Source organism: Xanthobacter sp. YC-JY1 (genome assembly GCF_021730305.1).
Taxonomy (GTDB): Bacteria; Pseudomonadota; Alphaproteobacteria; order Rhizobiales; family Xanthobacteraceae; genus Xanthobacter; species Xanthobacter flavus.
Genome location: NZ_CP032674.1, coordinates 1731141 through 1757197 on the forward strand (window position 1 = coordinate 1731141; position 26057 = coordinate 1757197).

Annotated in this window: 20 protein-coding genes and 1 tRNA gene; 14 read left to right on the plus strand and 7 right to left on the minus strand. The window is 66.6% G+C overall.

The window, feature by feature from the left end; genetic code table 11:
- Positions 1–150: 150 nt before the first annotated feature.
- From D7006_RS08090 to D7006_RS08115, 6 genes are all read right to left on the minus strand, one after another.
- Complete coding sequence (locus tag D7006_RS08090) at positions 151–1125, minus strand: polysaccharide deacetylase (protein ID WP_237356227.1); 975 nt, start codon at positions 1123–1125, stop codon at positions 151–153.
- Between the two features lie 58 nt (positions 1126–1183).
- Positions 1184–2281, minus strand: a complete 1098-nt coding sequence (locus D7006_RS08095) for a hypothetical protein (RefSeq protein WP_237356228.1) — start codon at positions 2279–2281, stop codon at positions 1184–1186.
- Positions 2282–2299: 18 nt separating this feature from the next.
- On the minus strand, positions 2300–2914 hold the full coding sequence (locus D7006_RS08100) for an Isoquinoline 1-oxidoreductase subunit (RefSeq protein ID WP_237356229.1): 615 nt from the start codon (positions 2912–2914) through the stop codon (positions 2300–2302).
- Between the two features lie 9 nt (positions 2915–2923).
- Complete coding sequence (locus tag D7006_RS08105; protein ID WP_237356230.1) at positions 2924–3439, minus strand: (2Fe-2S)-binding protein; 516 nt, start codon at positions 3437–3439, stop codon at positions 2924–2926.
- A 13-nt stretch (positions 3440–3452) separates the two neighbouring features.
- The gene (locus D7006_RS08110) at positions 3453–6224 is read right to left on the minus strand and encodes a xanthine dehydrogenase family protein molybdopterin-binding subunit (protein WP_237356231.1); all 2772 of its coding nucleotides are present in this window, start codon (positions 6222–6224) and stop codon (positions 3453–3455) included.
- 278 nt (positions 6225–6502) lie between these two features.
- Positions 6503–7324 carry a LuxR C-terminal-related transcriptional regulator gene (locus D7006_RS08115; protein WP_237356232.1) on the minus strand — a complete coding sequence of 274 codons (822 nt, stop codon included), beginning with the start codon at positions 7322–7324 and terminating at the stop codon, positions 6503–6505.
- Between the two features lie 199 nt (positions 7325–7523).
- Here D7006_RS08115 and D7006_RS08120 point away from each other — a divergent pair, with 199 nt between their 5' ends.
- Positions 7524–8360 (plus strand): ABC transporter substrate-binding protein, encoded by an 837-nt coding sequence (locus D7006_RS08120; protein ID WP_237356233.1) that lies wholly within the window; start codon positions 7524–7526, stop codon positions 8358–8360.
- 30 nt (positions 8361–8390) lie between these two features.
- Here the strand turns inward: D7006_RS08120 and D7006_RS08125 are convergent, their stop codons facing one another.
- A complete protein-coding gene (locus D7006_RS08125; RefSeq protein ID WP_237356234.1) occupies positions 8391–9014 on the minus strand; it encodes a hypothetical protein in 624 nt (207 codons plus the stop codon).
- A gap of 300 nt (positions 9015–9314) precedes the next feature.
- Between D7006_RS08125 and tuf the strand changes: the two genes are divergently transcribed.
- From tuf to D7006_RS08190, 13 genes are all read left to right on the plus strand, one after another.
- Positions 9315–10505 (plus strand): elongation factor Tu, encoded by a 1191-nt coding sequence (tuf, locus tag D7006_RS08130; protein WP_229645841.1) that lies wholly within the window; start codon positions 9315–9317, stop codon positions 10503–10505.
- A gap of 44 nt (positions 10506–10549) precedes the next feature.
- Complete coding sequence (locus D7006_RS08135; protein ID WP_237356235.1) at positions 10550–10882, plus strand: hypothetical protein; 333 nt, start codon at positions 10550–10552, stop codon at positions 10880–10882.
- Between the two features lie 138 nt (positions 10883–11020).
- The gene (locus D7006_RS08140) at positions 11021–11572 is read left to right on the plus strand and encodes an AAA family ATPase (RefSeq protein ID WP_237356236.1); all 552 of its coding nucleotides are present in this window, start codon (positions 11021–11023) and stop codon (positions 11570–11572) included.
- A 183-nt stretch (positions 11573–11755) separates the two neighbouring features.
- Positions 11756–11832, plus strand: a tRNA-Trp gene (locus D7006_RS08145).
- 276 nt (positions 11833–12108) lie between these two features.
- A complete protein-coding gene (gene secE / locus D7006_RS08150; protein WP_169121424.1) occupies positions 12109–12306 on the plus strand; it encodes a preprotein translocase subunit SecE in 198 nt (65 codons plus the stop codon).
- Between the two features lie 14 nt (positions 12307–12320).
- A complete protein-coding gene (gene nusG / locus D7006_RS08155; RefSeq protein WP_029557789.1) occupies positions 12321–12851 on the plus strand; it encodes a transcription termination/antitermination protein NusG in 531 nt (176 codons plus the stop codon).
- Positions 12852–13030: 179 nt separating this feature from the next.
- Entirely contained in the window at positions 13031–13480 is a 450-nt protein-coding gene (rplK, locus tag D7006_RS08160) for a 50S ribosomal protein L11 (protein ID WP_169121423.1), read from the plus strand.
- A 5-nt stretch (positions 13481–13485) separates the two neighbouring features.
- On the plus strand, positions 13486–14184 hold the full coding sequence (rplA, locus tag D7006_RS08165; protein WP_169121422.1) for a 50S ribosomal protein L1: 699 nt from the start codon (positions 13486–13488) through the stop codon (positions 14182–14184).
- A 737-nt stretch (positions 14185–14921) separates the two neighbouring features.
- Positions 14922–15440 (plus strand): 50S ribosomal protein L10, encoded by a 519-nt coding sequence (gene rplJ / locus D7006_RS08170; RefSeq protein ID WP_168456326.1) that lies wholly within the window; start codon positions 14922–14924, stop codon positions 15438–15440.
- Between the two features lie 68 nt (positions 15441–15508).
- Positions 15509–15883, plus strand: a complete 375-nt coding sequence (gene rplL / locus D7006_RS08175) for a 50S ribosomal protein L7/L12 (RefSeq protein ID WP_029557790.1) — start codon at positions 15509–15511, stop codon at positions 15881–15883.
- 275 nt (positions 15884–16158) lie between these two features.
- Positions 16159–20235 carry a DNA-directed RNA polymerase subunit beta gene (gene rpoB / locus D7006_RS08180; RefSeq protein WP_237356237.1) on the plus strand — a complete coding sequence of 1359 codons (4077 nt, stop codon included), beginning with the start codon at positions 16159–16161 and terminating at the stop codon, positions 20233–20235.
- Positions 20236–20338: 103 nt separating this feature from the next.
- The gene (gene rpoC / locus D7006_RS08185; protein ID WP_169121420.1) at positions 20339–24523 is read left to right on the plus strand and encodes a DNA-directed RNA polymerase subunit beta'; all 4185 of its coding nucleotides are present in this window, start codon (positions 20339–20341) and stop codon (positions 24521–24523) included.
- A 172-nt stretch (positions 24524–24695) separates the two neighbouring features.
- A complete protein-coding gene (locus D7006_RS08190) occupies positions 24696–26042 on the plus strand; it encodes an APC family permease (RefSeq protein WP_237356238.1) in 1347 nt (448 codons plus the stop codon).
- Positions 26043–26057: the final 15 nt, after the last annotated feature.

Here is a 26057-nt window from a genome sequence, read left to right on the forward strand (position 1 = left end):
TTTTTCAACGCCTGCGCCGATTTCCATGGCCATTATAGGCTGACAAGCGGCGGAAGATCTTTTCCCCGCCGAAAATTGGCTTCAACTTCTGCTGAGTGGAACGCGGCTCGCCGAACTCAGCGTGGTGGGCGTTTCGCGACGCGCCTATCGTCACTTGCCCACATTGGCGGATTGGCCGGCGGCCCGCATCACCGCATCGGTATCTGTCAGCCAGACCAGATCCTCGGCTTTCAGGGCCTCCAGCACCCGCCGCATGGCCGCGGCGCCCGCCGGCGTGCCGACGACGAAGGGGTGGATGCCGATGGCGACCACGGTCGCTTGCCGGGACGGATCGGCCTTCGCCTCCCGGGCCAGTTCGCGGACATAGTCGATCCAGAGCCGGGCGAGGTCGTCGGCTTCCTTGAAGCGGGAGAGATATTGGCCCATGTCCACCACGCTCGGCGGGTAGGGCACGAGCACCAGAGGCGACGGCTTGGTGTCGAGCCGCGACAGCACGTCGGAATCCATGCCGTCGAGGGTGTAGCGGATGCCTTCGGCGGCGGTCGCCTCGAACGTCTGCGCATCAGGATAGACGCTCGGGCTCGACCAGCCGGTGGAACGCACGCCGGTGTCCGCCTCGATCATGTCGAGCGTCTTGCGGATATAGGCGCGCTGGGCTGCGGGCCCCTCCGACAAGGGCAGGAGATCGGTGGAATTGTTCAGCCCGTGGGCGATGATCGGAGCGGACGGAACGAGCGCACGGAGCGTCGCCCACACCTGCGGCTGCGCCTTCGGGAACTGGGCATTCAGCGCGAGGCTGAGAGGAACGCCCATGTCCCTGAACAGCCGCCCGGTGCGGGGCAGGCCGAAATTGATGGCGTATTGCCGGAACCCCTCGTCCACGAGGTCGGGCGTCCGGCCCGTCATGTCGGGGCGGAAGTTGGGACCCTGTCCGTGGCCCCACGTCTCCACGTAGAGGACGAACAGCACGGCGACCTTTTTTCCGCCCGGCCATGCGGCGACGGGAATGTCCTGCCGGGGCAGGCCGGTGATCCAGTCGGTCCCCGCGCCGTCGGCCGCTTGGGCGCGCACGGGGGTCAACGCCGCGAAAGCGGCAAGGAGAAGGGCGAAGATCGCTACCCGCATGTCCCACCTGCCTGCCTGCAAGACCCCGGGCACGGACGTCCCGCGCCCGGGGCGCCGTTCAATGGATATCGTCGAGGGAGGCGGCGCCCGATCCGCCGGAGATCAGCGCCGGCCACTGCTTCGAGCCGAACGGAACCTGCGGCGGCAGGAACGCTTCCTGCCCGCGCGCCTTCATCTCCGCGATGATGGCCTTGCGGGCATCGCCTCCCATCAGCTCGTAGTCCATCAGCCGGTCGTTGTTGAAGAACAGGCCGCCCACCGAGCGGTCGGAGATGATGCGCACCACCGCGGTCAGCATGTCCTCCGGCGTGGTGGTGAAGGAGACGGTCTCGATCAGGAACAGGCGGTCGTTGATGGCCTTCTCGCCGAAATATTGCGCGAGCACGCTGAACAGCACGTTGTTCTGGCGCGCCACATAGATGGTGTTGCTGGCCCCGAAGGCCTGATCGAAGCTGCCGCCGAGATCTTTCTTCCAGCCGTCCAGCACGCCCATCCAGTGCTTCACCTGCGTCTGGGCGGCCCAGGCGATGGCGTTGCGCAGAACCGGCGCCTGCGTCTTCGCATAGGCCTGCACCGCATCGAGGGTGACGGCGCCCTTGGCGAGGCTGGCCTCCATGAAGGCGATGTTGTTCTCCAGGATCGCGCGGGAATTGGCCCGCCACGCATCAGGCATCTCCGCCGCGCCGATGGTCTCCAGCGCGCTCTTCATTTCCGTGAGATAGGCCCGCATGGGCGCGACCCAGGAGGTGTCGGCCGGCGTATCCACATAGGGCAGCACGACCTCGGAAATGGCCATGGCGCTGTGGCCCAGCGACTTCATCACCTGATAGGCCTTCGGCACCGACGGCGCCTCCAGCGGGGGCTGGCCCGGCCGGTAGAGGATCATGCGGCCACCCGCGCCGGAGAACAGCGCGAGGATGACCGGATGGTTGGCGAGGATGTTGCGGCGGAAGGCGACGCCGGCGCTGTCGTACAGCGAGAACATGGTGGTGTTGAGCTGGAGGACATTGCGATTGGCGAGGTCCTGCGCGGAGGGCGGTTGCGGCGGCCCGGAGATGGGCTTGAGATAGTCCGGTCGCTCGGCCGCCATGGCGCCGGCCAGCGGCAGTGCGGCGAGTGCCGCCGCCACGGCCCATCCGACGGAACGGTATTTCATTGTTTCCTCCTCCATATTTCATTGCGGGCAGGCGGCGCCGCTCTCGACCCACGCCTTGACCAAGGCTTTCGCTTCCTGTTGCGAGCCCGGCGCGGGCACACGTGCGCCGCCCGGATGCCAGGCCCAGCCGACCAGCGTGTCGTCGCCGATATGGGCGACGAGATCGGCGAGAGACCGTCCGCCATTGCGGCTCGGGTCCTTGATCTGGATGCATATTTCGGCGGGGCTCTTGCCTTCCCAGGCCATCTCGGCGGGCGCGAGATGCCATTCGGGATGGCCGGGCACGCCGGCCGGCTCGTAATTCGCGCCGTGATGGCAGGTGCCGCACCGCAGGCTCGCGGTGCCGAACCCGTCGGCGCCGCGTGTCACCGGCGGCTGATGAAGACGCGCGGAATTTCCCTGCCGGGGGCGATCCGTGGCGGGGTGGCAATTGGTGCAGCGCGGGTGGGTGAGCACCTTGCTCAGCTCACCGAAATACGCCGCCGAGCGTTGTGCCGGATCGGCGATGGCGACGAAGGCGTCCGGTGGCGCGAGCGTTTCGGCAGGTGCCGAAAGCGCGATCCCGGCTGCCGCCAGCAGCCCGGCGAGGGCCGTAGCAGGCAGGATCGTTGCGAGGCGCCTGTCGAACAGCATCGAAGCCCCTCAGGTCAGGAAGCGTTTGGGGTCGGCGAGCACCACGTCGCGCACCGCCTGGTGGTATTTGACGTAGCCGGAGCAGCGGCACAGATGGCCGTCGAGGGCTTCGGCGATGGTGCGCTCCAGATCAGCCCGGGGAATGGGCGCCCGTTCCAGCCGCTCCAGCAACACCTGCCCCTCATTGAGGAAGCCGGGGGTGCAATAGCCGCACTGGAAGGCGAAATGGGCGACGAAGCTTTTCTGCAGGGGCGTCAGCTCGCCGTTCGTCGCGTGGCCTTCCACGGTGCGGATGACGAGCGTGTCGAAGTCTGTGGCGGGCGCGATGCAGGTGGGCGTGGTCGAGCTGGTGCCGTCCGCATGATCCACGATGACCGCGCAACTGAGGCACTGGGCGGCGCCGCAGCCGAACTTGGTGCCGGTCATGCCCAGCACTTCCCGCAGGAAGTCGTTCATGCTCAGGCCCTCGCGGACCTCGATGGGACCGTGGCTGCGACCGTTGATGGTGAGTGAGACCGGGGGCACGCGGCTTCTCCCTTCACAACACCCGCCGGACATCGTCCGGCGTGACGGGCAAGGCACGGAAACGATGCCCAGTGGCATCGTGGATGGCGTTGAGAATGGCGGGCACCACCGGGATCATGACCACCTCGGCCATGCCCTTCGGGGGCTCATTCGGCGCGACCCGTGGCAGCACTTCAACCTCCAGCGCGTGGATGGGCAGGTCGGAGCCACGGGCGACCACATAGTCGCCGAGGGTCCAGCGGCCGTTGCCGGGTCCGTCCTCGAACGGCGGGAGGGTTTCGAGCAGGGCGTAGCCGAGGCCCATGGCGAAGCCGCCTTGCGCCTGGCCGACCACCACCTCGGGCGTGAGCACCTCGCCGCATTCCAGCACGCTGTAGGCCTGGGAGACCCGCACCGCGCCGCTCGCCTTCTGGATCTCGACCTTGACCAGCGTGCCGCAGCTCGATGTGAAGGAGGTGCCGATCCGGTTGTAGCTCGCCGGCGGGAAGGCGATGAAGCTGCGGTCCAGCACCTTGAACGCGCCGCCGCCGCGCCGTACCGCCAGCGCATCGAGGTCCACCACCCACTCGAACCCGTCCAGCGGAAAGGCCGCCTGCGCCCATGCCCAGCGGGAGAAGGCGTGGGCCATGGCGCCGGTGAGGCCGCCCATCTCGTGGGCGCGGGCGGCCACCTTCTCCTGCTTCAGCGGCGGCAGGCCGGAGAGGATGAGCGCGCCGTCGAACCAGAACGCCTCCTGCCACAGGAAGCGGCGCGGATCGTCCTGCGCGATGCCCCACAGGCTGAGTGCCGCCGGCCATAGCCCGAAGCGGAAAATGAGCCGCGCCGCCTCGGCCGCCGCCTGGGTTCCCACATGGGCGCCGATGGAGGCGCTGGTGGCGGAGCTGATCGCCGGCACCCAGCGCGGGTTGCGGGCGGCTTCGTCCTGCTCCGTCTGCGTGAGGGTGTAGGGATCTCCGGATGTCACCAGCCCGAGTTCATCGAACGCATCGATGCGGGCAACGGAGACCTCGTCCGCCCGCCGCCCGAGCAGGCCCGCAACGCGGTTCGCCACCGCCGTGCCGATGCCGTTGCCCATCTCCACCGCGTCGCAGAAGATGCGGATGCGCCCTTTGGGATCGACCTCCACCCGGCCGAGGGAGCAGTCGGCGCCCGTCCCGTAATCCTTGGCGCAGACGGCGACGCCGGTGCCGACCAGCGTCCCGGCCGGGGCCGCCTTGCGGGCGGCAGCGCGGCCCCGCCACAAGGCGTGGCCTTCGAGCTTGTCGAGGATTTCCGGCGTGCGGATCGAGACGGTCCACGGATTGCCGGTCATGGTGAGGCCGCCGGCCTTCAGCAGGTTGCGCCGCCGAAGGGTGATTGGGTCGAGCGACAGGGCCTGCGCTGCCTCGTCCACCAGGGTCTCCAGGGCCGTGGTGGTCTGGAGCACGCCGTAGCCGCGCATGGAGCCGGCCGTCACGCCACGCGTGTGTTCGGCGAGGGTGGTCACGTCCACTTTCGGGATATCGTAGATGCCGATGGCGGAGGTGGCCGACACTGCGGCCACGCTCGCCGAATAGTTGGCGAGGCCGCCACCATCGAGGACGTGGTCGGCCGCAAACGCCCGCATCCGCCCGGTGGCGCGGTCGAAGGCCACCTGCGTGTGCATGTCGAAGGCATGGCGCTTGATGCCGCCCTGGAACTGCTGGAGCCGGTCGTGGGCGAGCCGGATGGGGCGGCCCGGCAGGAACATGGCGGCCAGCGCCACGTAGAACGGGAATGGGGTATGATCGCGCCCGCCGAACCCGCCGCCCACATGGGCGAAATGGCTCTCGATCCGCTCGGGGCGAAACCCCGCCGCTGCCTCTCCCAGAAGGTGGGCCAGCTCCTCGCTCGCCTCGAGCGGCGACTGGACGCCGAGCACCATGCGCAGCGCCTTGGCCCGCGGGTCGTACCAGGCGAGGCCCCCCTCCGGTTCCAGGAACATGGGGTCCACGGACTGGGTGCGGAATTGGCGATCGAGGACGAGCATGTCCGGCGCGCTGGCGGCGATGAAGGCGCGGATGGCCTCGCCGTGGAGCGCGCCCTTCTTGTATTGGCCGCCTTCCGAGGTGGGCAGCGGCTGCCAGACGGGCCGGCCGCCGGGCTCGAAGACGCCGGGGCTGATCCAGCCCTCGATCAGCGGCGAATAGACATCCGGCTTGTCGGGCGTTTCCCCAGCGACGCGGGTGAAGCGCAAGGCGGCGTAGTTCGGCTGCGCCACGGGCCCGGTCTCGGCGCCGAACCGGGCGGGATTTTTCTCGCGCAGGATCGCCCGCGCCCGGTCATAGGCATCGAACGTCTCGAACAGCAGAAGCGCCAGCGGCTGGCCGAGATAGAGCGGTGTCTTGCCCGCCGGGCAGAGCAGGTCGCCGGCATAGAAGGGCGGCACGCGGACCCCTGCGCGCTCTAGATCCTGCGCTGTCACCACCTGCGCCGGACGGGCGCCGGCGTCCAGCGCGGAGAGATCGAGCCCGGTGAAGACGTGGGTGGCGTCGGCGGCGCGCAGGAGCAGGGCATGAGCGGTGGTCTCAGGCCACCCCTCCATGTCCGCCGCGCGGAAATCCGATGCGTAGAGCTTGGCGCCCGTCACCTTGGCGAGGGCATCGATGCGCCCGGCCGTGGCGCCCGGGAGGCGGGACGCTGCCGTGCCGGGGAGTGTCTGGCTCGCCTCGAAGCCGGCGGCCCGCACTGGCCCGATGCGGCTCATCGCCAGCATGATGCCGCTGGCGGCAACCCAGGTCACGAAATCACGCCGCGATGGACGCATGTTTTTTTCTTCCCCGGACCAAGTAAAAACCACGGTATCAGCAATTTATGGAAGCCGATACGCCATATAATTGCTGGTACCATGGAACTTAAATCAGACGTTCAGTTTTTAATTTGGATGCGCAAGCGCCCGTGCTCCCGGCGAGGGCGCATACGGTCCCGTGAAGCTGTCCGCGCTTCACACATGCTTCCGCCGACGCTGCAGCTTGCCCTGCATACCAAACGCGCCGGACTTCTTCCTATTCCCTCATTTGAGGGATGGGGCCGAGACTGCGGTCGTCAGCCCGCCTCCTGTACGGTCGGCCGGCGGTCGCCGCCGTCGCCCATCTGGAACCGCCGCAGCAGGGTGGCGTGGGAGCGGACGCCGAAGTGGCGATAGACCGCTCTCTGGTATTGCGCGACCGTGTATTCGGACAGGTTGAGGCTGACGGCGATTTCCTTGCGCGTGCGCCCGTCGAGCAGAAGGTTCAGCACCAGCCGCAGCCGGGGGGACAGGCGAGGTACGCTGGCGCCGCGATCGCTCGGCCATCCCTGCTCGTGCAGCCAGGGCAGCTCGCTGAGAAGGATATGGGCGATCCGCGCTTCCCGCTGCGAGAACGGGTCCGCGTCCCGGCGGCGGAAGAGCGCGATGGTGCTCACGGCGCGCTCGTCGATGGGCCGCAGCGAGAAGATGAAGGGGCCGATATCCGCGTCAGCGAGATGGCCGCCGACCCCCGAAGCGATGAAGGTGGCCTCATCCACGATCTGCTGTCGCGTCCGCGTGACGTGGGCATTGTGGGCGCGCATCTCGCCGAGCAGCTTCGCCGAGGTCCAGGCCATGTCCGGATGGGCGGCGGCGAGCAGGAGGCGTCCATAGCGGGCCTCGTCGAAGCCGCCATGCGCCAGTCCCAGATAGACCGGCTGCTCGCCTGGCTCCGCGAGGCAGCCGAGGCTCCAGGTCCAGCAATCAGCGCCGATCAGCGTCGAGATGCCGTCGATGAGCTGCCGCTTCACGCAGGAGAAATCCGCGCGCGAGACGATGACGTCGCCGAGCAGCCTCACGATGGCGCGCACGTCGGAAGCGGACAGGAGGTCATCCGGGGCGCAGGAGAGAGGGGACATGTCAGGGCTCATGTCGCACCCGTGCTGGCGGTGAGGCCTTTGCAATTCCTTCAAGTTCGCAAAGACAGTTGCACTGTGACGGTTCGCGCACGCGGCGGCAAGGCGCCAGCTCGCGGCGATCAGCTGCTGTCGCCGGACCGCCGCGTTGCGCATTCGCCGGCCTCGACTATTGTCCCGGCATAGCTTTGGGGAGACGCAGGTGGGTGCAGTTCGACGTGGGGCCGTCGGTTTCGCGGCCGGGGTGATTCTCACTGCCGCCATGGCTGTACCGCCGCTCGCCGCCGCGCCTGTTGAAACGCTCTCACCCGGTACGCTCTCGGTCTGCATGTTCGCCACCTTCCCGCCCTTCGTCGGCAAGTCCGACGACGGCGTCTGGGAGGGATGGGACGTGGACTATCTCAAGGCCTTCGCCGCGGCGCAGGGGCTGCGGTTCCAGCCGGTGGAGGTGGCGGATTTCGACGGACTGTGGACGCGTCCTGGTGCCGATGCCTGCGACATCGCGGCCTCGGGCATCGCTGACCTCGAGGCGCGCCGGCAGGCGACGGGCGCGGCGGGGGTGTGGTCCGATCACTATTATTTTGTGCTGCGCGCCTTCGGCGTGCGCAAGGCCGACGCCGGGAAGCTGACACGCGCGGCCGATCTTGCCGGGCGGACCATCATGGTCATCGCGGGCTCGACGGCGGATGTGGATGCCCGCAGCCGCATCGCGCACGATCAAATCGCGAACGTGACCATCATCGGCACCTCGGACGATGTGGAAAATGCCCGGCGGGTCCGCGACGGCGCGGAGGGCGAGGGGCCGTTCGCCTTCGGCTCGGGGCTCGGCACCGTTCAGTATCTTTCGAAGAAGATGGGCCTCATCCCGGTGTGGTCGCACTGCATGATGACGCCGGACGGAAAGGTGCGGAACGAGCCGTTCTCCTTCATCGTCCGCACGAAATCGACGGGCGTTGCGGAGGCGCTGAACGCCTTTATCGCCGCGACGCCCTATGGCGCGGGCCGTGGCACGGAGGGCTGTCCCGGCGAAGGCGGATAGGCGGGGGAGGGGGCCGCACCGCCCCAGGGATTAGGCCGAGGGCTTTTCGGCCAGCCAGCCCTTCACCTTGCCGATCACCGCGGCGGCGATGCTGTCCACGGATTCGCCGCTGAACTGCGCCGCCGAGCTCGATGCCTTCACATCGGCCACCGAGGCGAGCACGGCCCCGGAGGGAATGTCCACGAGGGCGACGTCGCAGGTGATGAAGATGCCCTGTGTCGTGCTCACGGCGACGCCGGCGGCGATGGGGCCCGCGATGATGGCAGTCAGGGCCGTCGCGGCAACGACCTGCCCGGTCCGCTCGGACGCGGTGGGTATGAGGAGGCTGCGCACGGTAATTTCCAGCCGCGCGGGGCGCGTGCCTTGCATCAGGCTCGGGAGGAGGCGGTGGCTCTGGGTGGTCAGGGCCGCCGCGATACGATGCTCCGCATAGGAATTGAAGCCGGCGCGCTCGATGCGGTGGAGGTCGGCGTTGGGCGTCTCCTGCTCCTTCTTCTCCAGCGCGTCGGCCTCTGCCCACTTCACGCGACTGTCGGAGGGAAACGTTACCTTCACGCTAGCAAGCGCGAGGCCGGCGACGTCGGCTTCCGTCAGCGTGTGTTTGGGCAGGGTCGAACAGGCCGCAAGAAGGACCGCGACGGCGAGCATCGCCATCGTGCAGATTCGTTGTTTCAAGCGGTCCCTCCCCACCTTGTGCTTGGCGAGGCTGTGGTGCCGGCGCGCGATTGACAAGGCGAATTCCGTTAGGGAGTGCACGTTTTGGATGTGTGTGGTTGCGGCGACACGCCGGCGCGAAGTCCAGAACGGCGGAAGAGCCTGAGGATACGCGCATGCGCGCGTGATCCACGTGGGCGCGATTGTCCCGCCTCTTGCATCCGCTTCTGAAACCCCCTATCCCACGGCGGATTTTTTGGCGGCCCGCGCGGGGCGCTGACCGAGAGTGAGAGAGACGAAATGGCCAAAGAGAAGTTCAACCGCTCGAAGCCGCACTGCAACATCGGCACGATCGGTCACGTTGATCACGGCAAGACGTCGCTGACGGCTGCGATCACGAAGATTCTTGCGGAGTCCGGCGGCGCGACGTTCACGGCGTACGACCAGATCGACAAGGCGCCGGAAGAGAAGGCGCGCGGCATCACGATCTCCACGGCACACGTGGAGTACGAGACCAACAACCGCCACTACGCGCACGTCGACTGCCCCGGGCACGCCGACTACGTGAAGAACATGATCACCGGCGCGGCGCAGATGGACGGCGCGATCCTGGTGGTGTCCGCCGCCGACGGCCCGATGCCGCAGACCCGCGAGCACATCCTGCTCGCCCGTCAGGTCGGCGTTCCGGCGCTGGTGGTGTTCCTGAACAAGTGCGACATGGTCGACGATCCGGAGCTCCTCGAGCTCGTGGAGATGGAGGTGCGCGAGCTCCTCTCGAAGTACGACTTCCCCGGCGACGACATCCCGATCATCCGCGGCTCGGCGCTGGTTGCGCTCGAGAACGGCGATCCGGCGCTCGGCCGTGACGCGGTGCTGAAGCTGATGGAGGCGGTCGACGCCTACATCCCGCAGCCCGAGCGTCCCATCGACCTGCCGTTCCTGATGCCGATCGAGGACGTGTTCTCGATCTCCGGCCGCGGCACCGTGGTGACCGGCCGTGTCGAGCGCGGCATCATCAAGGTCGGCGAGGAAGTCGAGATCGTCGGCATCCGCCCGACCGTCAAGACGACCGTGACCGGCGTCGAGATGTTCCGCAAGCTGCTCGACCAGGGCCAGGCTGGCGACAATGTCGGCATCCTGCTGCGCGGCACCAAGCGTGAGGACGTGGAGCGTGGCCAGGTCGTGTGCAAGCCGGGTTCGGTGAAGCCGCACACGAAGTTCAAGGCCGAGGCGTACATCCTGACGAAGGAAGAGGGCGGCCGCCACACGCCGTTCTTCACCAACTACCGCCCGCAGTTCTACTTCCGCACGACGGACGTGACCGGCGTGTGCACGCTGCCCGAAGGCACCGAGATGGTGATGCCGGGCGACAACGTGTCGATGGACGTGCACCTGATCGTTCCGATCGCCATGGAGGAGAAGCTGCGCTTCGCCATCCGTGAAGGCGGCCGCACCGTCGGCGCCGGCGTCGTCGCCGCCATCATCGAGTGATCGCAGCACTGGACCTCTTGTCCAGCGCGTGACGGAATAGGGCGGTGCCTTCGGGCGCCGCCTTTTTCGTTTGTATCGCCATGCGCCGTTGGATTTTTGCCGCCTGCCTCGCGGTCCTGCTGCTGCCTGCTGCGTTCCTGCAGGCCAAGGAGGCTTGCCCCGAGCGGCCGCCGTGCCGTGGCTGTGGCTGCAAGGGCGGTCCCGGCTATCGCGGACCGGACGGCCGCTGCGTTGGCTTTGTGGACCTGTCGAAGATTTGCGGCGAGCCGCCGACCCAGCGCTGCGTCTTCGAGAATGCGCCCGGCACCGGGGAGAACCGCGCCTGTGCCACCGGGAAGCCTCCGCCGGTTCAGCCACCTGCGGCCGCGCCGCGCTGAGCTGCCGGATTTCTCCCCCCGGCTTGCGTGTCTTGCCAGTGCAGGCCAATCTGGGAGGGGATCGGGTGAGACGCGTCAGGACGCAGTCCGCCCCATGCTTCCACCACATTCTCTCCGAAACTGAAGAGGCAGGCGGCTATGGCACGCGGCTCCTCGCGATTCATCGTGCTCACGGGCGGTCCGGGTTCGGGCAAGAGCACAGTGCTCGGTGCCCTTGAAGTCGCCGGGTATCCCATTGCGCCAGAGGCCGGCAGGGCGGTCATCCGCCAGCAGGTGGCCATTGATGGTCCAGCGCTACCCTGGCGGGACCGCATGGCATTTGCTGAGGCTATGCTCACCTGGGACATGCGCTCCCACGAGGAGCAGGCAGAACGCACTGGCCCGGTCTTCTTCGACCGCGGCGTTCCCGACGTTGCGGGATACCTCACCCTGTGTGGCCTCCCCATACCCGAGCATATCTCCCGCGCCTGCGCGGCGTTCAGATATGACCGCGTCGTCTTCGTCGCGCCGCCATGGCGGGAGATTTATGCCAACGACGCCGAGCGCCGGCAGGACTGGGACGAATCCGTGCGGACCCATGCTGTCATGGTCGATACGTATCGCAACCTTGGCTACGATATGGTGGAGCTGCCGCGGACCGATGTCGCGGGACGAGTGGCATTTGTGCTGGAGCGCCTCCCGGCGCCATAGCGGTGAACAGCATTAGCGGTGGAGAGGGTAGCGGAGCGCCCCGAGCCCCTTTACAGCTGCGCGGCATCCCACTAAACACAGCCGGCCGATGCGCTGGGTCACTTCCCGGCGCGGCGGAGTCTACCCTCGAGGCAGGCTGATCGCTGAAAAGCTGATTCTGCCAAGCTTTGGGGCGCAGGCCTTAGGAGTGTAGCTCAACTGGTTAGAGCACCGGTCTCCAAAACCGGGGGTTGGGGGTTCGAGTCCCTCCACTCCTGCCATCTTCGGGACGCCCACGATCCGGGCTGATGCGGGATGGCAGGTCAGGCGAGACGACGACGCCGGAATGGCACGGCTTGTAGGCGCGTTTCGGGCAGCCCATATGAGGCGAGGTCCGGCCCCGCCGAAGGCAAGCCCGCAGCAACGTCTCGCGAGAGCCGAAGCCGGCGGGAAAAGGATTTACGCGGCGTGTGCCGCTTCGCGTCATCGGAAGGTTCCGGTGCGTGGCAACCGGCGGCGCGGGAACGGGCGGCAACAGGAACGGACGGCGAGACGCCATGGCGAAGAACAGCCCGATGGAGTTCTATCAGCAGGTCCGCGCGGAAACGGCCAAGGTCACCTGGCCCACCCGCCGCGAGACGCTGATCACCACCGCCATGGTGTTCGTGATGGTCTTCCTGGCGTCCATCTTCTTCCTCGTCTCCGACCAGATCATCCGGTTCGGCGTCTCCACGCTGCTGACCCTCGGGCACTGAGGCGGGAGGCCCACATGGCGAAGCGCTGGTACATCGTTCACGCTTATTCCAACTTCGAGAAGAAGGTGGCCGACTCGATCCGCGAGCAGGCTGACCAGCGTGGCCTGACCGATCTGTTCGAGCAGATCCTCGTCCCCACCGAGAAGGTGGTGGAGGTGCGTCGCGGCCGGAAGGTGGACACCGAGCGCAAATTCTTCCCCGGCTACGTGCTGGTGAAGATGGACCTCACCGACGAGGCCTTCCATCTCATCAAGAACACGCCGAAGGTCACCGGCTTCCTGGGCGCCGACAACAAGCCCATGCCGATCTCCGAATCGGAGGCCATGCGCATCCTGCAGCAGGTGCAGGAGGGCATCGAGCGTCCGAAGCCGTCGATCTCCTACGAGGTCGGCGAGACGGTGAAGGTGTCGGACGGTCCGTTCGCCTCCTTCAATGGCATCGTGGAAGAGGTCGACGACAGCCGCTCGCGCCTGAAGGTGGCCGTGTCCATCTTCGGCCGCGCGACGCCGGTGGAACTCGAATTCGGTCAGGTCGAGAAGGTCTGACCGGAACGGCCCATCGCTCCCTCGTGGGGCGATGGTCCGAAGTCTGGTGCGCTGCTAGAGGGCGGTGCACCGGCGTGGGAGGGGAGGGGGCGTCTCGCCAAGCGCCCTTTTGATCCGCACCACGCAATCCCGCCCGCAGATCCCTCACCGGACGGCGGCGCATTCTGGGAGTTGTTGAAATGGCGAAGAAAATTACGGGTTACGTCAAGCTGCAGGTGCCCGCCGGCAGCGCCAATCCGGCCCCGCCGATTGGTCCCGCGCTCGGTCAGCGCGGTCTGAACATCATGGAGTTCTGCAAGGCGTTCAACGCCCAGACCGCCCAGATGGAAAAGGGCATGCCGATCCCGGTGGTCATCACCGCCTACCAGGACCGCTCCTTCACCTTCGAGCTGAAGACCCCCCCGGTCTCCTACTTCCTCAAGAAGGCCGCCGGCCTCGAGACGAAGAAGAAGCCCGGCTCGGGCTCGAAGACGCCCGGCAAGGGCACCTTCGTCGGCAAGGTCACGCGCGCCCAGCTCGCGGAGATCGCCGAGAAGAAGATGAAGGATCTGAACTGCGACACCGTCGAGGCCGCCGTCCAGATGATCGAAGGTTCGGCCCGTTCCATGGGCCTGCAGGTTCAGGGGTGAGCGCCATGGCGAAGGAAGGCAAGCGCATCCGCGCCGTCAACGAGGGCATCGACCGCAACAAGCTTTACGGTCTGGATGACGCCCTGAAGCTCCTCAAGGAGCGCACCACCGCCAAGTTCGACGAGACCATCGAGGTCGCGCTGAACCTCGGCGTCGACCCCCGCCATGCCGACCAGATGGTCCGCGGCGTGTGCAACCTGCCCAACGGCTCGGGCCGTACCGTTCGCGTGGCGGTGTTCGCCCGTGGCGCCAAGGCCGATGAGGCCAAGGCGGCGGGCGCCGACATCGTGGGCGCCGAGGATCTCCTCGAGACCATCCAGGGCGGCACCATCGATTTCGATCGCTGCATCGCGACCCCGGACCTGATGCCGCTCGTCGGCCGTCTCGGCAAGGTGCTCGGCCCGCGCGGCCTGATGCCGAACCCGAAGGTCGGCACCGTGACCATGGACGTGAAGGGCGCCGTCGCCGCCGCCAAGGGCGGCGCGGTGGAGTTCCGCGTCGAGAAGGCCGGCATCATCCACGGCGGCATCGGCAAGGCCTCGTTCCCGGCTGACAAGCTGGCCGAGAACATCCGCGCCTTCGTGGACGCGGTGGTGAAGGCCAAGCCGGCCGGCGCCAAGGGCACCTACCTGCAGCGCGTGGCGGTTTCCTCCACCATGGGCCCGGGCATCAAGGTGGAGCCGTCCAGCGTGCTCACCGCCTGATCGGCAAAGATCAAGCTTCTGGAAAGGCCGGGCCGGTGGGTCCGGCCTTTTCGTTTGGATGTCACGTTTCGGCGAGGTCGGCGCGGCCCTTCCGCCGGCGCATGGCAGGCGGGCGGTTGCCGTATGCAAAAAGTGCGCAAGACCGGCGATCGGGGCGTGACAAGGGTGTCGCCAGCCTTTATATGGGCTGTTTCCGGGTGGCGTGCCGCCCGGATCAGGTATTGTGGCTTTCGCCCTTGACCGGGTGGAAGGGCTGGGAGGGTTCGCCCGCCCGGCCTTGTCGTCTGTCAGGCGTTCGGGTGGCTCCTTGGAGCTTTTCGGGCGAACCAGCAGGCAAAGTCCTGTCCGAGACTGCCGGTGCCTCGATGGAGGCCTGATGGAGATGCGCCCCGCAAGGGATGTTCGCTCAATCGGGCCGAGGATCAAGGCTTAATTCCCGACATCCGCCCTAACAGGTGGTTAATGGGGAGCCAGCATAGACGGGGAAGACCGGAATTTGCCCTCTGACCGGCGTTGAGTCGGCGGAGATGAAGATCGGTTCGGAACCAGCGCCTTGCGCTTCGCGACACGGTTTTCCGTGCCCGGGCAATAGGGGACAGGGCATGTGAGCGTCGCGGAACGCGGCCTTCCATGTCGTCAGACAGGTTGGCCGCAGGACGCGGCAAGGCGCAACCGGCGGGACCGGATGCCTCCTTCGGGAGGTGGAGGGTGCCGCCAAGGCTTAAAGAGAGCCAGACGTGGATCGAGCGGAAAAACAAGAGCTCGTCACGACGCTCACGGAAGTGTTCAAGACCACTTCCGTCGTCGTGGTCGCCCACTATTCCGGCCTCACCGTGGCCCAGATGTCGAAACTCCGTCGACAGATGAAGGCCGAGGGTGCGACCGTGAAGGTGGCCAAGAACCGCCTCGCCAAAATCGCTCTGGAAGGCTCCGACGTCGCCCATGTGGCGTCCCTGCTGAAGGGACCCACCGTGATCGCCTATTCCAGCGATCCGGTTGCGGCGCCGAAGGTTGCCGTCGAGTTCGCCAAGGCCAACGACAAGTTCGTTATCCTCGGCGGCGCGATGGGCAAGACGGCCCTTAACGTGGACGGTGTGAAGGCGCTTGCCACACTCCCGTCCCTGGACGAACTGCGTGCCAAGCTCGTCGGCCTCATCCAGGCCCCGGCGACCAAGATCGCGCAGCTCACCACGGCACCGGCGGCCAAGCTCGCCCGCGTGTTCGGGGCCTATGCCAAGCAGGACGAAGCAGCGTGAGGCGGCGGCCGCCATTGGCGGCCTGATCTCGCAATTCCAAAATCCGAACCTATCTTAAGGAATATCCCATGGCTGACCTGACCAAGCTCGTCGACGAGCTGTCCTCCCTCACCGTGCTCGAGGCCGCCGAGCTGGCGAAGCTCCTCGAGGAGAAGTGGGGCGTTTCCGCCGCCGCCGCCGTGGCCGTGGCCGCTGCCCCGGCCGGCGCTGCCGCCGCCGCGGTGGAAGAGCAGACCGAGTTCACCGTGATGCTTGCCGCCGCCGGCGACAAGAAGATCGAAGTCATCAAGGAAGTCCGCGCCATCACCGGCCTTGGCCTCAAGGAAGCCAAGGACCTCGTGGAAGGCGCTCCGAAGCCCGTCAAGGAAGGCGTGGCCAAGGACGAGGCCGAGAAGCTCAAGGCCCAGCTCGAGAAGGCTGGCGCCAAGGTCGAGCTCAAGTGAGCCTTTGACGTTTCGGGTCCCGGCCTCGCGCCGGGACCCGTTCCATAGCCGGCCGCAAGGCCGGACACGGAGAGCGACGGTTCTCCCGGCAGCCGGTCCGGACAAGGTTCGGGGGCTGCCGGGAGAGCCGTCATGGTGCTGAAAGGGGATGGCGTTTCGCCCCCAACCCTTGAAGGCACGATGGCTGACAGAGGTTCCGGTGCCGGCGCGGCGAGCCCGCCTCCGAACAGGAGGACAGGGGCCGGCCCGAGAGACCAGGACGGACGAGGATCGAGATGGCGCAAACGTTCACCGGTCGTAAGCGGATCCGCAAGTTCTTCGGCAAGATCAAGGAAGTGGCCGAGATGCCGAACCTCATCGAGGTTCAGAAGGCGTCCTACGACCAGTTCCTCCAGATCGAGGAACCCAAGGGCGGACGCGACGACGACGGCCTGCAGGCGGTGTTCAAGTCGGTATTCCCCATCTCCGACTTCTCCGGCGCGGCCATGCTGGAGTTCGTCCGCTACGAGTTCGAGCCCCCGAAGTATGACGTGGACGAGTGCCGCCAGCGCGGCATGACGTTCGCTGCCCCGCTCAAGGTGACGCTCCGCCTCATCGTGTTCGATGTGGACCCGGATACCGGCGCCAAGTCCGTCAAGGACATCAAGGAGCAGGACGTCTACACCGGCGACATCCCGCTGATGACCATGAACGGCACGTTCATCGTCAACGGCACCGAGCGCGTCATCGTCTCCCAGATGCACCGTTCGCCGGGCGTCTTCTTCGACCACGACAAGGGCAAGACCCACTCCTCGGGCAAGCTACTGTTCGCGGCGCGCATCATTCCCTATCGCGGGTCCTGGCTCGACATCGAGTTCGACGCCAAGGACATCGTCTATGCGCGCATCGACCGGCGCCGCAAGATTCCCGTCACCAGCCTGCTCTACGCGCTCGGCCTCGACAGCGAGGAAATCCTCTCGACCTTCTACGAGAAGATTCCCTACGAGCGGGCCAAGGGCGGCTGGCGCATGCCGTTCGATCCCAAGCGGATGAAGGGCTACAAGGCGGTCTCCGATTTGGTGGACGCTGACACCGGCGAGGTCGTGCTCGAGGCGGGCAAGAAGCTCACCGTGCGCGCCGCCCGGCAGCTGGCCGAGAAGGGCCTGAAGTTCCTCAAGATCTCCGACGAGGAGATGGTCGGCCAGTACATCGCTGAGGACCTCGTGGACATCGCGTCCGGCGAGATCCACGCCGAGGCCGGTGACGAGATCACCGAGAAGACGCTGAAGCTGCTCGAGGAAGCTGGCTACAACGAGATCCCGATCCTCGACATCGACCACGTCAACACCGGCGCCTACATCCGCAACACGCTGGCGGCCGACAAGAACGTGACCCGCGAGGACGCGCTCTTCGACATCTACCGCGTGATGCGCCCGGGCGAGCCGCCGACGCTCGATTCGGCGCAGGCCATGTTCCACTCGCTGTTCTTCGATCCCGAGCGCTACGACCTCTCCGCGGTCGGCCGCGTGAAGATGAACATGCGCCTCGACCTCGACTGCCCCGACACCGTGCGGGTGCTGCGCCGCGACGACATCCTCTCCGTCATCAAGACGCTGGTGGAGCTGCGCGACGGCAAGGGCGAGATCGACGACATCGACCACCTGGGCAACCGCCGCGTCCGCTCGGTCGGCGAGCTCATGGAGAACCAGTACCGCGTCGGCCTGCTGCGCATGGAGCGCGCCATCAAGGAGCGCATGTCGTCCGTCGACATCGACACCGTGATGCCGCAGGACCTCATCAACGCGAAGCCGGTGGCGGCTGCGGTGCGCGAGTTCTTCGGCTCCTCGCAGCTGTCGCAGTTCATGGACCAGACCAACCCGCTCTCCGAGATCACGCACAAGCGGCGTCTCTCGGCGCTTGGCCCGGGCGGTCTGACGCGCGAGCGCGCCGGCTTCGAGGTGCGCGACGTGCACCCGACCCACTACGGCCGCATCTGCCCGATCGAGACGCCGGAAGGCCCGAACATCGGCCTCATCAACTCGCTGGCGACCTTCGCCCGCGTGAACAAGTACGGCTTCATCGAAGCGCCCTACCGCCGTGTGGTGGATAGCAAGGTCACCGACGAGGTGGTCTATCTCTCCGCCATGGAGGAGGGGAAGTACTACGTCGCGCAGGCCAACATCCCGCTCGACAAGGACGGCCGCTTCGAGGAAGACCTCATCGTCTGCCGCCATGCGGGCGACGTGCTGCTCGTGAGCCCCGACCGCGTGGACTTCATGGACGTGTCGCCGAAGCAGCTCGTTTCGGTGGCCGCGGCGCTCATCCCGTTCCTTGAGAACGACGACGCCAACCGCGCGCTCATGGGCTCCAACATGCAGCGCCAGGCGGTTCCGCTGGTGCGCTCGCAGGCGCCGCTCGTCGGCACCGGCATGGAGGCCGTGGTGGCCCGCGACTCCGGCGCCGCCATCGCCGCCCGTCGCACCGGCGTGATCGATCAGGTGGATGCCACCCGTATCGTCATCCGGGCCACGGAAGAGGCCGACCCGTCCAAGTCGGGCGTCGACATCTACCGGCTGATGAAGTTCCAGCGCTCCAACCAGTCCACCTGCATCAACCAGCGTCCGCTGGTGCGCGTGGGCGACCAGGTGAAGCGGGGCGACATCATCGCCGATGGCCCGTCCACGGAGCTGGGCGAGCTCGCGCTCGGCCGCAACGTGCTCGTCGCCTTCATGCCGTGGAACGGCTACAACTTCGAGGACTCGATCCTCCTCTCGGAGAACATCGTCAAGGAAGACGTGTTCACCTCGATCCACATCGAGGAATTCGAGTGCATGGCCCGCGACACCAAGCTCGGGCCTGAGGAAATCACCCGCGACATTCCCAACGTCTCGGAAGAGGCGCTGAAGAATCTCGACGAGGCCGGCATCGTCTATATCGGCGCCGAGGTCCGCGCGGGCGACATCCTCGTCGGCAAGATCACGCCGAAGGGCGAGAGCCCGATGACGCCGGAAGAGAAGCTCCTTCGCGCCATCTTCGGCGAGAAGGCCGCCGACGTGCGCGACACCTCGCTGCGCCTGCCGCCGGGCACCACGGGCACCATCGTCGAGGTGCGCGTGTTCAATCGCCACGGCGTGGACAAGGACGAGCGCGCGCTCGCCATCGAACGCGAGGAGATCGAGCGTCTCGCCAAGGACCGTGACGACGAGCAGGCGATCCTCGATCGCAACGTCTACGGCCGCCTGACCGAGATCCTCGACGGCAAGGTCGCCATCGCGGGGCCGAAGGGCTTCAAGAAGGAAACCGCCGTCACCCGCGAGATCCTCGGTGAGTATCCGCGCTCGCAGTGGTGGCTGTTCGCCGTCGCCGACGACGCCATCATGGCCGAGCTGGAGGCGATCCGCGCCCAGTACGACGACTCGAAGAAGCGGCTCGAGCAGCGCTTCCTCGACAAGGTCGAGAAGCTGCAGCGCGGCGACGAGCTGCCCCCCGGCGTTATGAAGATGGTCAAGGTCTTCGTCGCGGTGAAGCGCAAGATCCAGCCCGGCGACAAGATGGCCGGCCGCCACGGCAACAAGGGCGTGGTCTCGCGCATCGTGCCCGTGGAGGACATGCCGTTCCTTGAGGACGGCACCAACGTCGACATCGTGCTGAACCCGCTGGGCGTGCCGTCGCGCATGAACGTCGGGCAGATCCTCGAGACGCATCTCGGCTGGGCCTGCGCGGGCCTCGGCCGGCAGGTGGCCGCCGCGGCGGAAGCCTATTATTCGCGTCAGGACCTGAAGCCGGTGCGCGATCGGCTGGAGACCATCTACGGCAAGGAAGAGATCGATCAGCTCAAGGATTCCGAGCTGCCCGAACTCGCCGAGAACCTGCGCAAGGGCGTGCCCATGGCGACGCCGGTCTTCGACGGCGCGCACGAGGCGGACATCGAGCAGGAGCTGGAGCGGGCGGGTCTCGACCGTTCGGGCCAGTCCACTTTGTTCGACGGACGCACCGGCGAGCCGTTCGATCGTAAGGTGACGGTCGGCTACATCTACATGCTGAAGCTGCATCACCTGGTCGACGACAAGATCCACGCCCGGTCCATCGGTCCTTACTCGCTCGTCACCCAGCAGCCCCTGGGCGGAAAGGCGCAGTTCGGCGGCCAGCGCTTCGGCGAAATGGAGGTGTGGGCCCTCGAAGCCTACGGCGCCGCCTACACGCTGCAGGAGATGCTGACCGTGAAGTCGGACGACGTGGCCGGCCGCACCAAGGTCTACGAGGCCATCGTGCGCGGCGAGGACACGTTCGAGAGCGGCATTCCCGAGAGCTTCAACGTGCTCGTGAAGGAAATGCGCTCGCTCGGCCTCAACGTCGATCTCGAGAATACCTGACGGGCGCCAGAGCCCGTCGCACCCGCGAAAAGCGGATTGCCCGACCGGCGCTTCTGCCGGCCGGGCCTCAAGTTAAAGGCCCACTTCGTTTGGGAGCCAGCTCATGAATCAGGAAATCCTGAACGTCTTCAATCCGACCGTTCCGGCCCCGAGCTTCAATCAGATCCGCATCTCGATCGCGAGCCCGGAGAAGATCAAGTCGTGGTCCTACGGCGAGATCAAGAAGCCGGAAACCATCAATTACCGCACGTTCAAGCCCGAGCGTGACGGCCTGTTCTGCGCGCGCATCTTCGGTCCGATCAAGGACTACGAGTGCCTGTGCGGCAAGTACAAGCGGATGAAGTACAAGGGCATCATCTGCGAGAAGTGCGGCGTCGAGGTCACCCTGTCGCGCGTGCGCCGTGAGCGCATGGGCCACATCGAGCTCGCCGCCCCGGTGGCGCACATCTGGTTCCTGAAGTCGCTGCCGAGCCGCATCGGCCTGCTGCTCGACATGACGCTCAAGGACCTCGAGCGCATCCTGTACTTCGAGTATTTCGTCGTCATCGAGCCGGGCATCACCAAGCTCAAGTACCGTCAGCTCCTCTCCGAGGACGACTACCTGCGCGCCCAGGACGAGTATGGCGAGTCGAGCTTCACCGCCATGATCGGCGCCGAGGCCATCCGCGAGCTGCTGCGCTCCATGGACCTCGAGAAGATCGCTGCGGACCTGCGCCAGGAGATCGCCGAGGCGACCACCGAGCTCAAGCCCAAGAAGCTCGCCAAGCGCCTGAAGATCGTCGAAGCCTTCCAGCTCTCCGGCAACAAGCCGGAATGGATGATCCTCACCCACGTGCCGGTGATCCCGCCGGACCTGCGTCCGCTCGTCCCGCTCGACGGCGGCCGGTTCGCGACGTCGGACCTCAACGACCTCTACCGCCGCGTCATCAACCGCAACAACCGCCTCAAGCGGCTGATCGAGCTGCGCGCGCCGGACATCATCATCCGCAACGAGAAGCGCATGCTTCAGGAGGCGGTTGACGCGCTGTTCGACAACGGCCGCCGCGGCCGCGTCATCACCGGCGCCAACAAGCGTCCGCTGAAGTCGCTCGCCGACATGCTGAAGGGCAAGCAGGGCCGGTTCCGCCAGAACCTGCTCGGCAAGCGCGTGGACTATTCCGGCCGCTCGGTCATCGTGGTGGGCCCGGAGCTGAAGCTCCATCAGTGCGGCCTGCCCAAGAAGATGGCGCTGGAGCTGTTCAAGCCCTTCATCTATTCGCGCCTCGACGCGAAGGGCCATTCGGCGACCGTCAAGCAGGCGAAGAAGCTGGTGGAGAAAGAGCGTCCCGAGGTTTGGGACATCCTCGACGAGGTGATCCGCGAGCACCCGGTGATGCTGAACCGCGCGCCGACGCTCCACCGCCTCGGCATCCAGGCGTTCGAGCCGGTGCTCATCGAAGGCAAGGCCATCCAGCTGCACCCGCTCGTCTGCTCGGCGTTCAACGCCGACTTCGACGGCGACCAGATGGCCGTGCACGTCCCGCTCTCACTGGAAGCCCAGCTGGAAGCGCGCGTGCTGATGATGTCCACCAACAACATCCTGCACCCGGCGAACGGCCAGCCGATCATCGTGCCGTCGCAGGACATCGTGCTCGGCCTCTACTACCTCTCCATCATGAAGGAGAAGGAGCCCGGCGAGGGCATGATGTTCGCCAACATGGCGGAGATCGACCACGCGCTGAACGCCAAGGCGATCACCCTCGCCACCAAGATCAAGGGCCGCTACATCGGCATCGGCCCGGACGGCAAGCAGTATTCCAAGATCTATGAGACCACCCCCGGTCGCATGAAGATCGGCGAACTGCTGCCCAAGGATCCGAAGCTCTCCTACGACGTCGTCAACAAGCTGATGACGAAGAAGGAAATCTCCAACATGATCGATGCCGTGTACCGGCACTGCGGTCAGAAGGAGAGCGTGATCTTCTGCGACCGCATCATGGCGCTCGGCTTCTACAACGCGTTCCGTGCCGGCATCTCGTTCGGCAAGGACGACATGGTGGTGCCGAAGAAGAAGTGGGAGCTCGTCGAGGAGACCCGCGCGCTCACCAAGGAATACGAGCAGCAGTACAATGACGGCCTGATCACCCAGGGCGAGAAGTACAACAAGGTCGTCGACGCCTGGGGCAAGTGCTCCGATCGCGTCGCCGAGGAGATGATGAAGGAAATCTCTTCGGTCAAGAAGGACCCGAAGACCGGCCGCGAGAAGCAGATCAACTCGATCTACATGATGAGCCACTCCGGAGCGCGTGGGTCGCCCGCTCAGATGAAGCAGCTCGCCGGCATGCGCGGCCTCATGGCCAAGCCGTCGGGCGAGATCATCGAGAGCCCGATCATCTCGAACTTCAAGGAAGGCCTGACCGTGATGGAGTACTTCAACTCCACCCACGGCGCGCGTAAGGGCCTTGCCGACACCGCTCTGAAGACGGCGAACTCGGGTTACCTCACCCGTCGTCTCGTCGACGTGGCGCAAGATTCCATCATCACCGAGCGCGATTGCGGCTCGGAGAAGGGAATCCACATGCGCGCCATCATCGACGCGGGCCAGATCGTGGCCTCGCTCGCCTCGCGCGTCCTCGGCCGTACCGCGGCGGAAGACATCGTGGAGCCGGCGACCGGCGACGTCATCGTGCCCAAGGGCCAGATGATCGAGGAGCCGCACGTCGAGCGGATCAACAAGTCGGGCATCCAGGAAATCAAGATCCGGTCGGTGCTGACCTGCGAGACCCGCAACGGCGTGTGCGGCACCTGCTACGGGCGCGACCTCGCCCGCGGCACGCCCGTCAACATGGGTGAGGCGGTGGGCGTCATCGCCGCCCAGTCCATCGGCGAGCCGGGCACCCAGCTCACCATGCGCACCTTTCACATCGGCGGCGCGGCGACCCTCGCCGACTCGTCCTTCGTGGAAAGCAACTTCGAGGGCACCGTCCGCATCCGCAATCGCAATGTGGCGCGGAATTCGGACGGCGACCTGGTGGTGATGGCCCGCAACCTAGCGGTGGTCATCGTCGATCATGACGGCACCGAGCGAGCGGTCAACCGCGTGCAGTACGGCGCCCGCCTCAAGGTGGACGAGGGCGACACCATCAAGCGCGGCCAGCGCATCGCCGAGTGGGATCCCTACACCCGCCCGATCCTCTCCGAGGTGGACGGTACGGTGGCCTTCGAGGACCTGATGGAAGGCTCCTCGATGAACGAGCAGGTCGACGAGTCGACCGGCATCGCCAAGCGCGTGGTGACGGATTCGCGGTCCGGCCGTGGGCCGGAACTGCGTCCGGCCATCCTCATCAAGGGCAAGGACGGCAAGATCATCAAGCTGCCGCGCGGCGGCGACGCCCGCTACGCGCTCCCGGTGGAGGCCATCATCTCGGTGGACCCCAACCAGACCCTCAAGGCTGGCGACGCGGTGGCCCGCGTGCCCTTGGAAAGCGCCAAGACGCGCGACATCACGGGCGGTCTGCCGCGCGTGGCGGAGCTGTTCGAGGCGCGTCGTCCGAAGGATGCGGCCATCATCGCGGAGATCTCCGGTTCCATCCGGTTCGGCCGTGACTACAAGAACAAGCGCCGGCTCTCCATCGAGCCGACGGATGGCGGGGATCCGGTCGAGTACCTGATCCCGAAGGGCAAGCACATCCATCTCCAGGACGGCGACGTGGTGGAGAAGGGCGACTTCATCGTCGACGGCAACCCGGCGCCGCACGACATCCTGGCGATCAAGGGCGTGGAAGAGCTTGCGGCCTTCCTCGTGAACGAGATCCAGGAGGTCTACCGGCTCCAGGGCGTGCACATCAACGACAAGCACATCGAGGTGATTGTCCGGAACATGCTCCAGAAGGTGGAGATCGACGACTCCGGAGAGACCGACTTCCTCGACAACGAGCAGGTCGACCGGCTCGAGTTCCTCGAGGCGAACGAGAAGGCCGCGGAGGAGGGCAAGAAGCCCGCCACCGGCCATCCCGTGCTCCTGGGCATCACCAAGGCGTCGTTGCAGACCCGCTCCTTCTTCTCGGCGGCCTCCTTCCAGGAGACCACCCGCGTCCTCACGGAAGCGGCGGTCAACGGAAAGATCGACCCGCTGGAAGGCCTCAAGGAGAACGTCATCGTCGGCCGCCTGATCCCGGCCGGCACGGGCGCCCAGATGTCTCGCCTGCGCACCATCGCGACCAACCGCGACGATCTCATCGTCGCGACCCGCGACGAGCAGGGCGAGGGCCAGCCCCTCGTGGAAGGCCCCGCCGACGCGGCGGAGTGATCCCGGCGTCAAACGCCCCGATGAATTGGAAAGGCCGCCTCCGGGCGGCCTTTTCTTTTGCCGGTTTGCCGGCCAGCAGACGGAGCAGATCGGGTCGATCTCCGGCATTGCCGAGCTGACGGTAGCTCGCTGACATTGCTCGCGATCTCCAGGCTGAATCGGGGCGCGTACCATGGTCAAGCTGAAGCGTAATCTCGGGCCGGTCGAGGCGGTGGGGCTTTCGGTTTCGGTGATGGCGCCGACCATGTCCATGGCGCTCAACGTGACGCTGGCAGTGGGCGCGGCCGGGGTGGCTGCGCCCCTCGGCTTCGCCGTCGGCACGCTGCTGGTGGCCATCGTCGGCTTTTCCTTCGTCTTCTTCGCCCGCAAGACGACCCGCGCCGGCTCGGCCTATTCCTATATCGGCCAGACCTTCGGCCCGCGGGCCGGCTTCATCGCCGGCTGGTGCATGCTGCTCCTCTACATTGCCGGCGGCTCGGGCAGCGCGGCGCTGGTGGGCGACTTCCTGCGCGCCGCCTTCGCCGATCACGGCATCCATATCGGCGGCTGGTGGCTCGCGCTGGGCGTCGCGGCGCTCCTCGCCGGCACGCTCTTCGCTTACCGCGACATGGCGGTCGCCGCGCGGCTCATGCTGCTGCTGGAACTGGGCTCCATCTGCGTCATCGTCTATCTCGGGGTAAAGATTCTCACCGCCGTGAGCGCCACCGGCGGCCTCACGGCCGCGCCGTTCCGGCCCGACCCGGCCATGGGCTGGTGGGGTGTGGGCTATGCCGTGGTGTTCGCCGTGCTCTCCTTCGCCGGCTTCGAGGCGGCGGCGACGCTGGCCGAGGAAACGGGCCAGCCCGGCCGTGCCATCCCCGTCGCGCTCTTGGGCTCGGTGGTCCTCGCCGGCCTGTTCTTCGTCTTCGCCTCCTACATCCAGGTGGTGGGCTTCGGCGTCGACAACATGAAGGCGCTCGCCGCAGACGAGGCGCCGCTCAACACGCTGGCGCTGAAATACGGCACCGTCCGCATGGCGACCGCGCTGGACATCGCCGCCGCGGTCTCCGCCGTCTCAGCGGTGCTCGGCACGCTCTCGGCCGCCGGGCGCATGCTGTTCGTGCTTGGTCGCGCAGGATTGTCGGAGACGGCGGCTCGGGTGCATCCCGTCCACGGCACGCCCTCGGTGTCGGTGGTCGTCGTGGGTCTGCTGATGCTCGCGGGGCTCCTCGCCTGGGCGCCCTTCATCGGCCCAGCGGATTATTACGACAATGTGGGCACCATCGGCGTCTTGGCCCTGATCGTCGCCTATCTCGGCGTCACGCTGGCCGCTTTCACCCACGCGGTGAAGGCGAAGAGCATGGTCTGGCTGGCCCTGGGGCTACTTGGGACGCTGGCGATGCTGTGGCCGCTCTACAATTCGGTCTATCCCGTGCCGGCCTTCCCGGGGAATCTGTGGCCTTACGTCGTCGCCGCCTGGATCGCGCTCGGCGCGGCACTGGCGACGCTGCGCCCGGGCGTCCGCGACGCCGAGCCCTGAGGCGCCGCCGATCTG

What these genes read in the sequence shown, in the direction of transcription:
- rpoC (WP_169121420.1), top strand. Translation starts at nt 20,339, where the DNA reads ATGAATCAGGAAATCCTGAACGTCTTCAATCCGACCGTTCCGGCCCCG.
- D7006_RS08140 (WP_237356236.1), top strand. Translation starts at nt 11,021, where the DNA reads ATGGCACGCGGCTCCTCGCGATTCATCGTGCTCACGGGCGGTCCGGGT.
- tuf (WP_229645841.1), top strand. Translation starts at nt 9,315, where the DNA reads ATGGCCAAAGAGAAGTTCAACCGCTCGAAGCCGCACTGCAACATCGGC.
- D7006_RS08115 (WP_237356232.1), bottom strand. Translation starts at nt 7,324, where the DNA reads ATGTCCCCTCTCTCCTGCGCCCCGGATGACCTCCTGTCCGCTTCCGAC.
- D7006_RS08110 (WP_237356231.1), bottom strand. Translation starts at nt 6,224, where the DNA reads ATGCGTCCATCGCGGCGTGATTTCGTGACCTGGGTTGCCGCCAGCGGC.
- rpoB (WP_237356237.1), top strand. Translation starts at nt 16,159, where the DNA reads ATGGCGCAAACGTTCACCGGTCGTAAGCGGATCCGCAAGTTCTTCGGC.
- secE (WP_169121424.1), top strand. Translation starts at nt 12,109, where the DNA reads ATGGCGAAGAACAGCCCGATGGAGTTCTATCAGCAGGTCCGCGCGGAA.
- rplK (WP_169121423.1), top strand. Translation starts at nt 13,031, where the DNA reads ATGGCGAAGAAAATTACGGGTTACGTCAAGCTGCAGGTGCCCGCCGGC.
- D7006_RS08125 (WP_237356234.1), bottom strand. Translation starts at nt 9,014, where the DNA reads ATGGCGATGCTCGCCGTCGCGGTCCTTCTTGCGGCCTGTTCGACCCTG.
- D7006_RS08190 (WP_237356238.1), top strand. Translation starts at nt 24,696, where the DNA reads ATGGTCAAGCTGAAGCGTAATCTCGGGCCGGTCGAGGCGGTGGGGCTT.
- D7006_RS08100 (WP_237356229.1), bottom strand. Translation starts at nt 2,914, where the DNA reads ATGCTGTTCGACAGGCGCCTCGCAACGATCCTGCCTGCTACGGCCCTC.
- nusG (WP_029557789.1), top strand. Translation starts at nt 12,321, where the DNA reads ATGGCGAAGCGCTGGTACATCGTTCACGCTTATTCCAACTTCGAGAAG.
- D7006_RS08090 (WP_237356227.1), bottom strand. Translation starts at nt 1,125, where the DNA reads ATGCGGGTAGCGATCTTCGCCCTTCTCCTTGCCGCTTTCGCGGCGTTG.
- rplA (WP_169121422.1), top strand. Translation starts at nt 13,486, where the DNA reads ATGGCGAAGGAAGGCAAGCGCATCCGCGCCGTCAACGAGGGCATCGAC.
- rplL (WP_029557790.1), top strand. Translation starts at nt 15,509, where the DNA reads ATGGCTGACCTGACCAAGCTCGTCGACGAGCTGTCCTCCCTCACCGTG.
- D7006_RS08095 (WP_237356228.1), bottom strand. Translation starts at nt 2,281, where the DNA reads ATGAAATACCGTTCCGTCGGATGGGCCGTGGCGGCGGCACTCGCCGCA.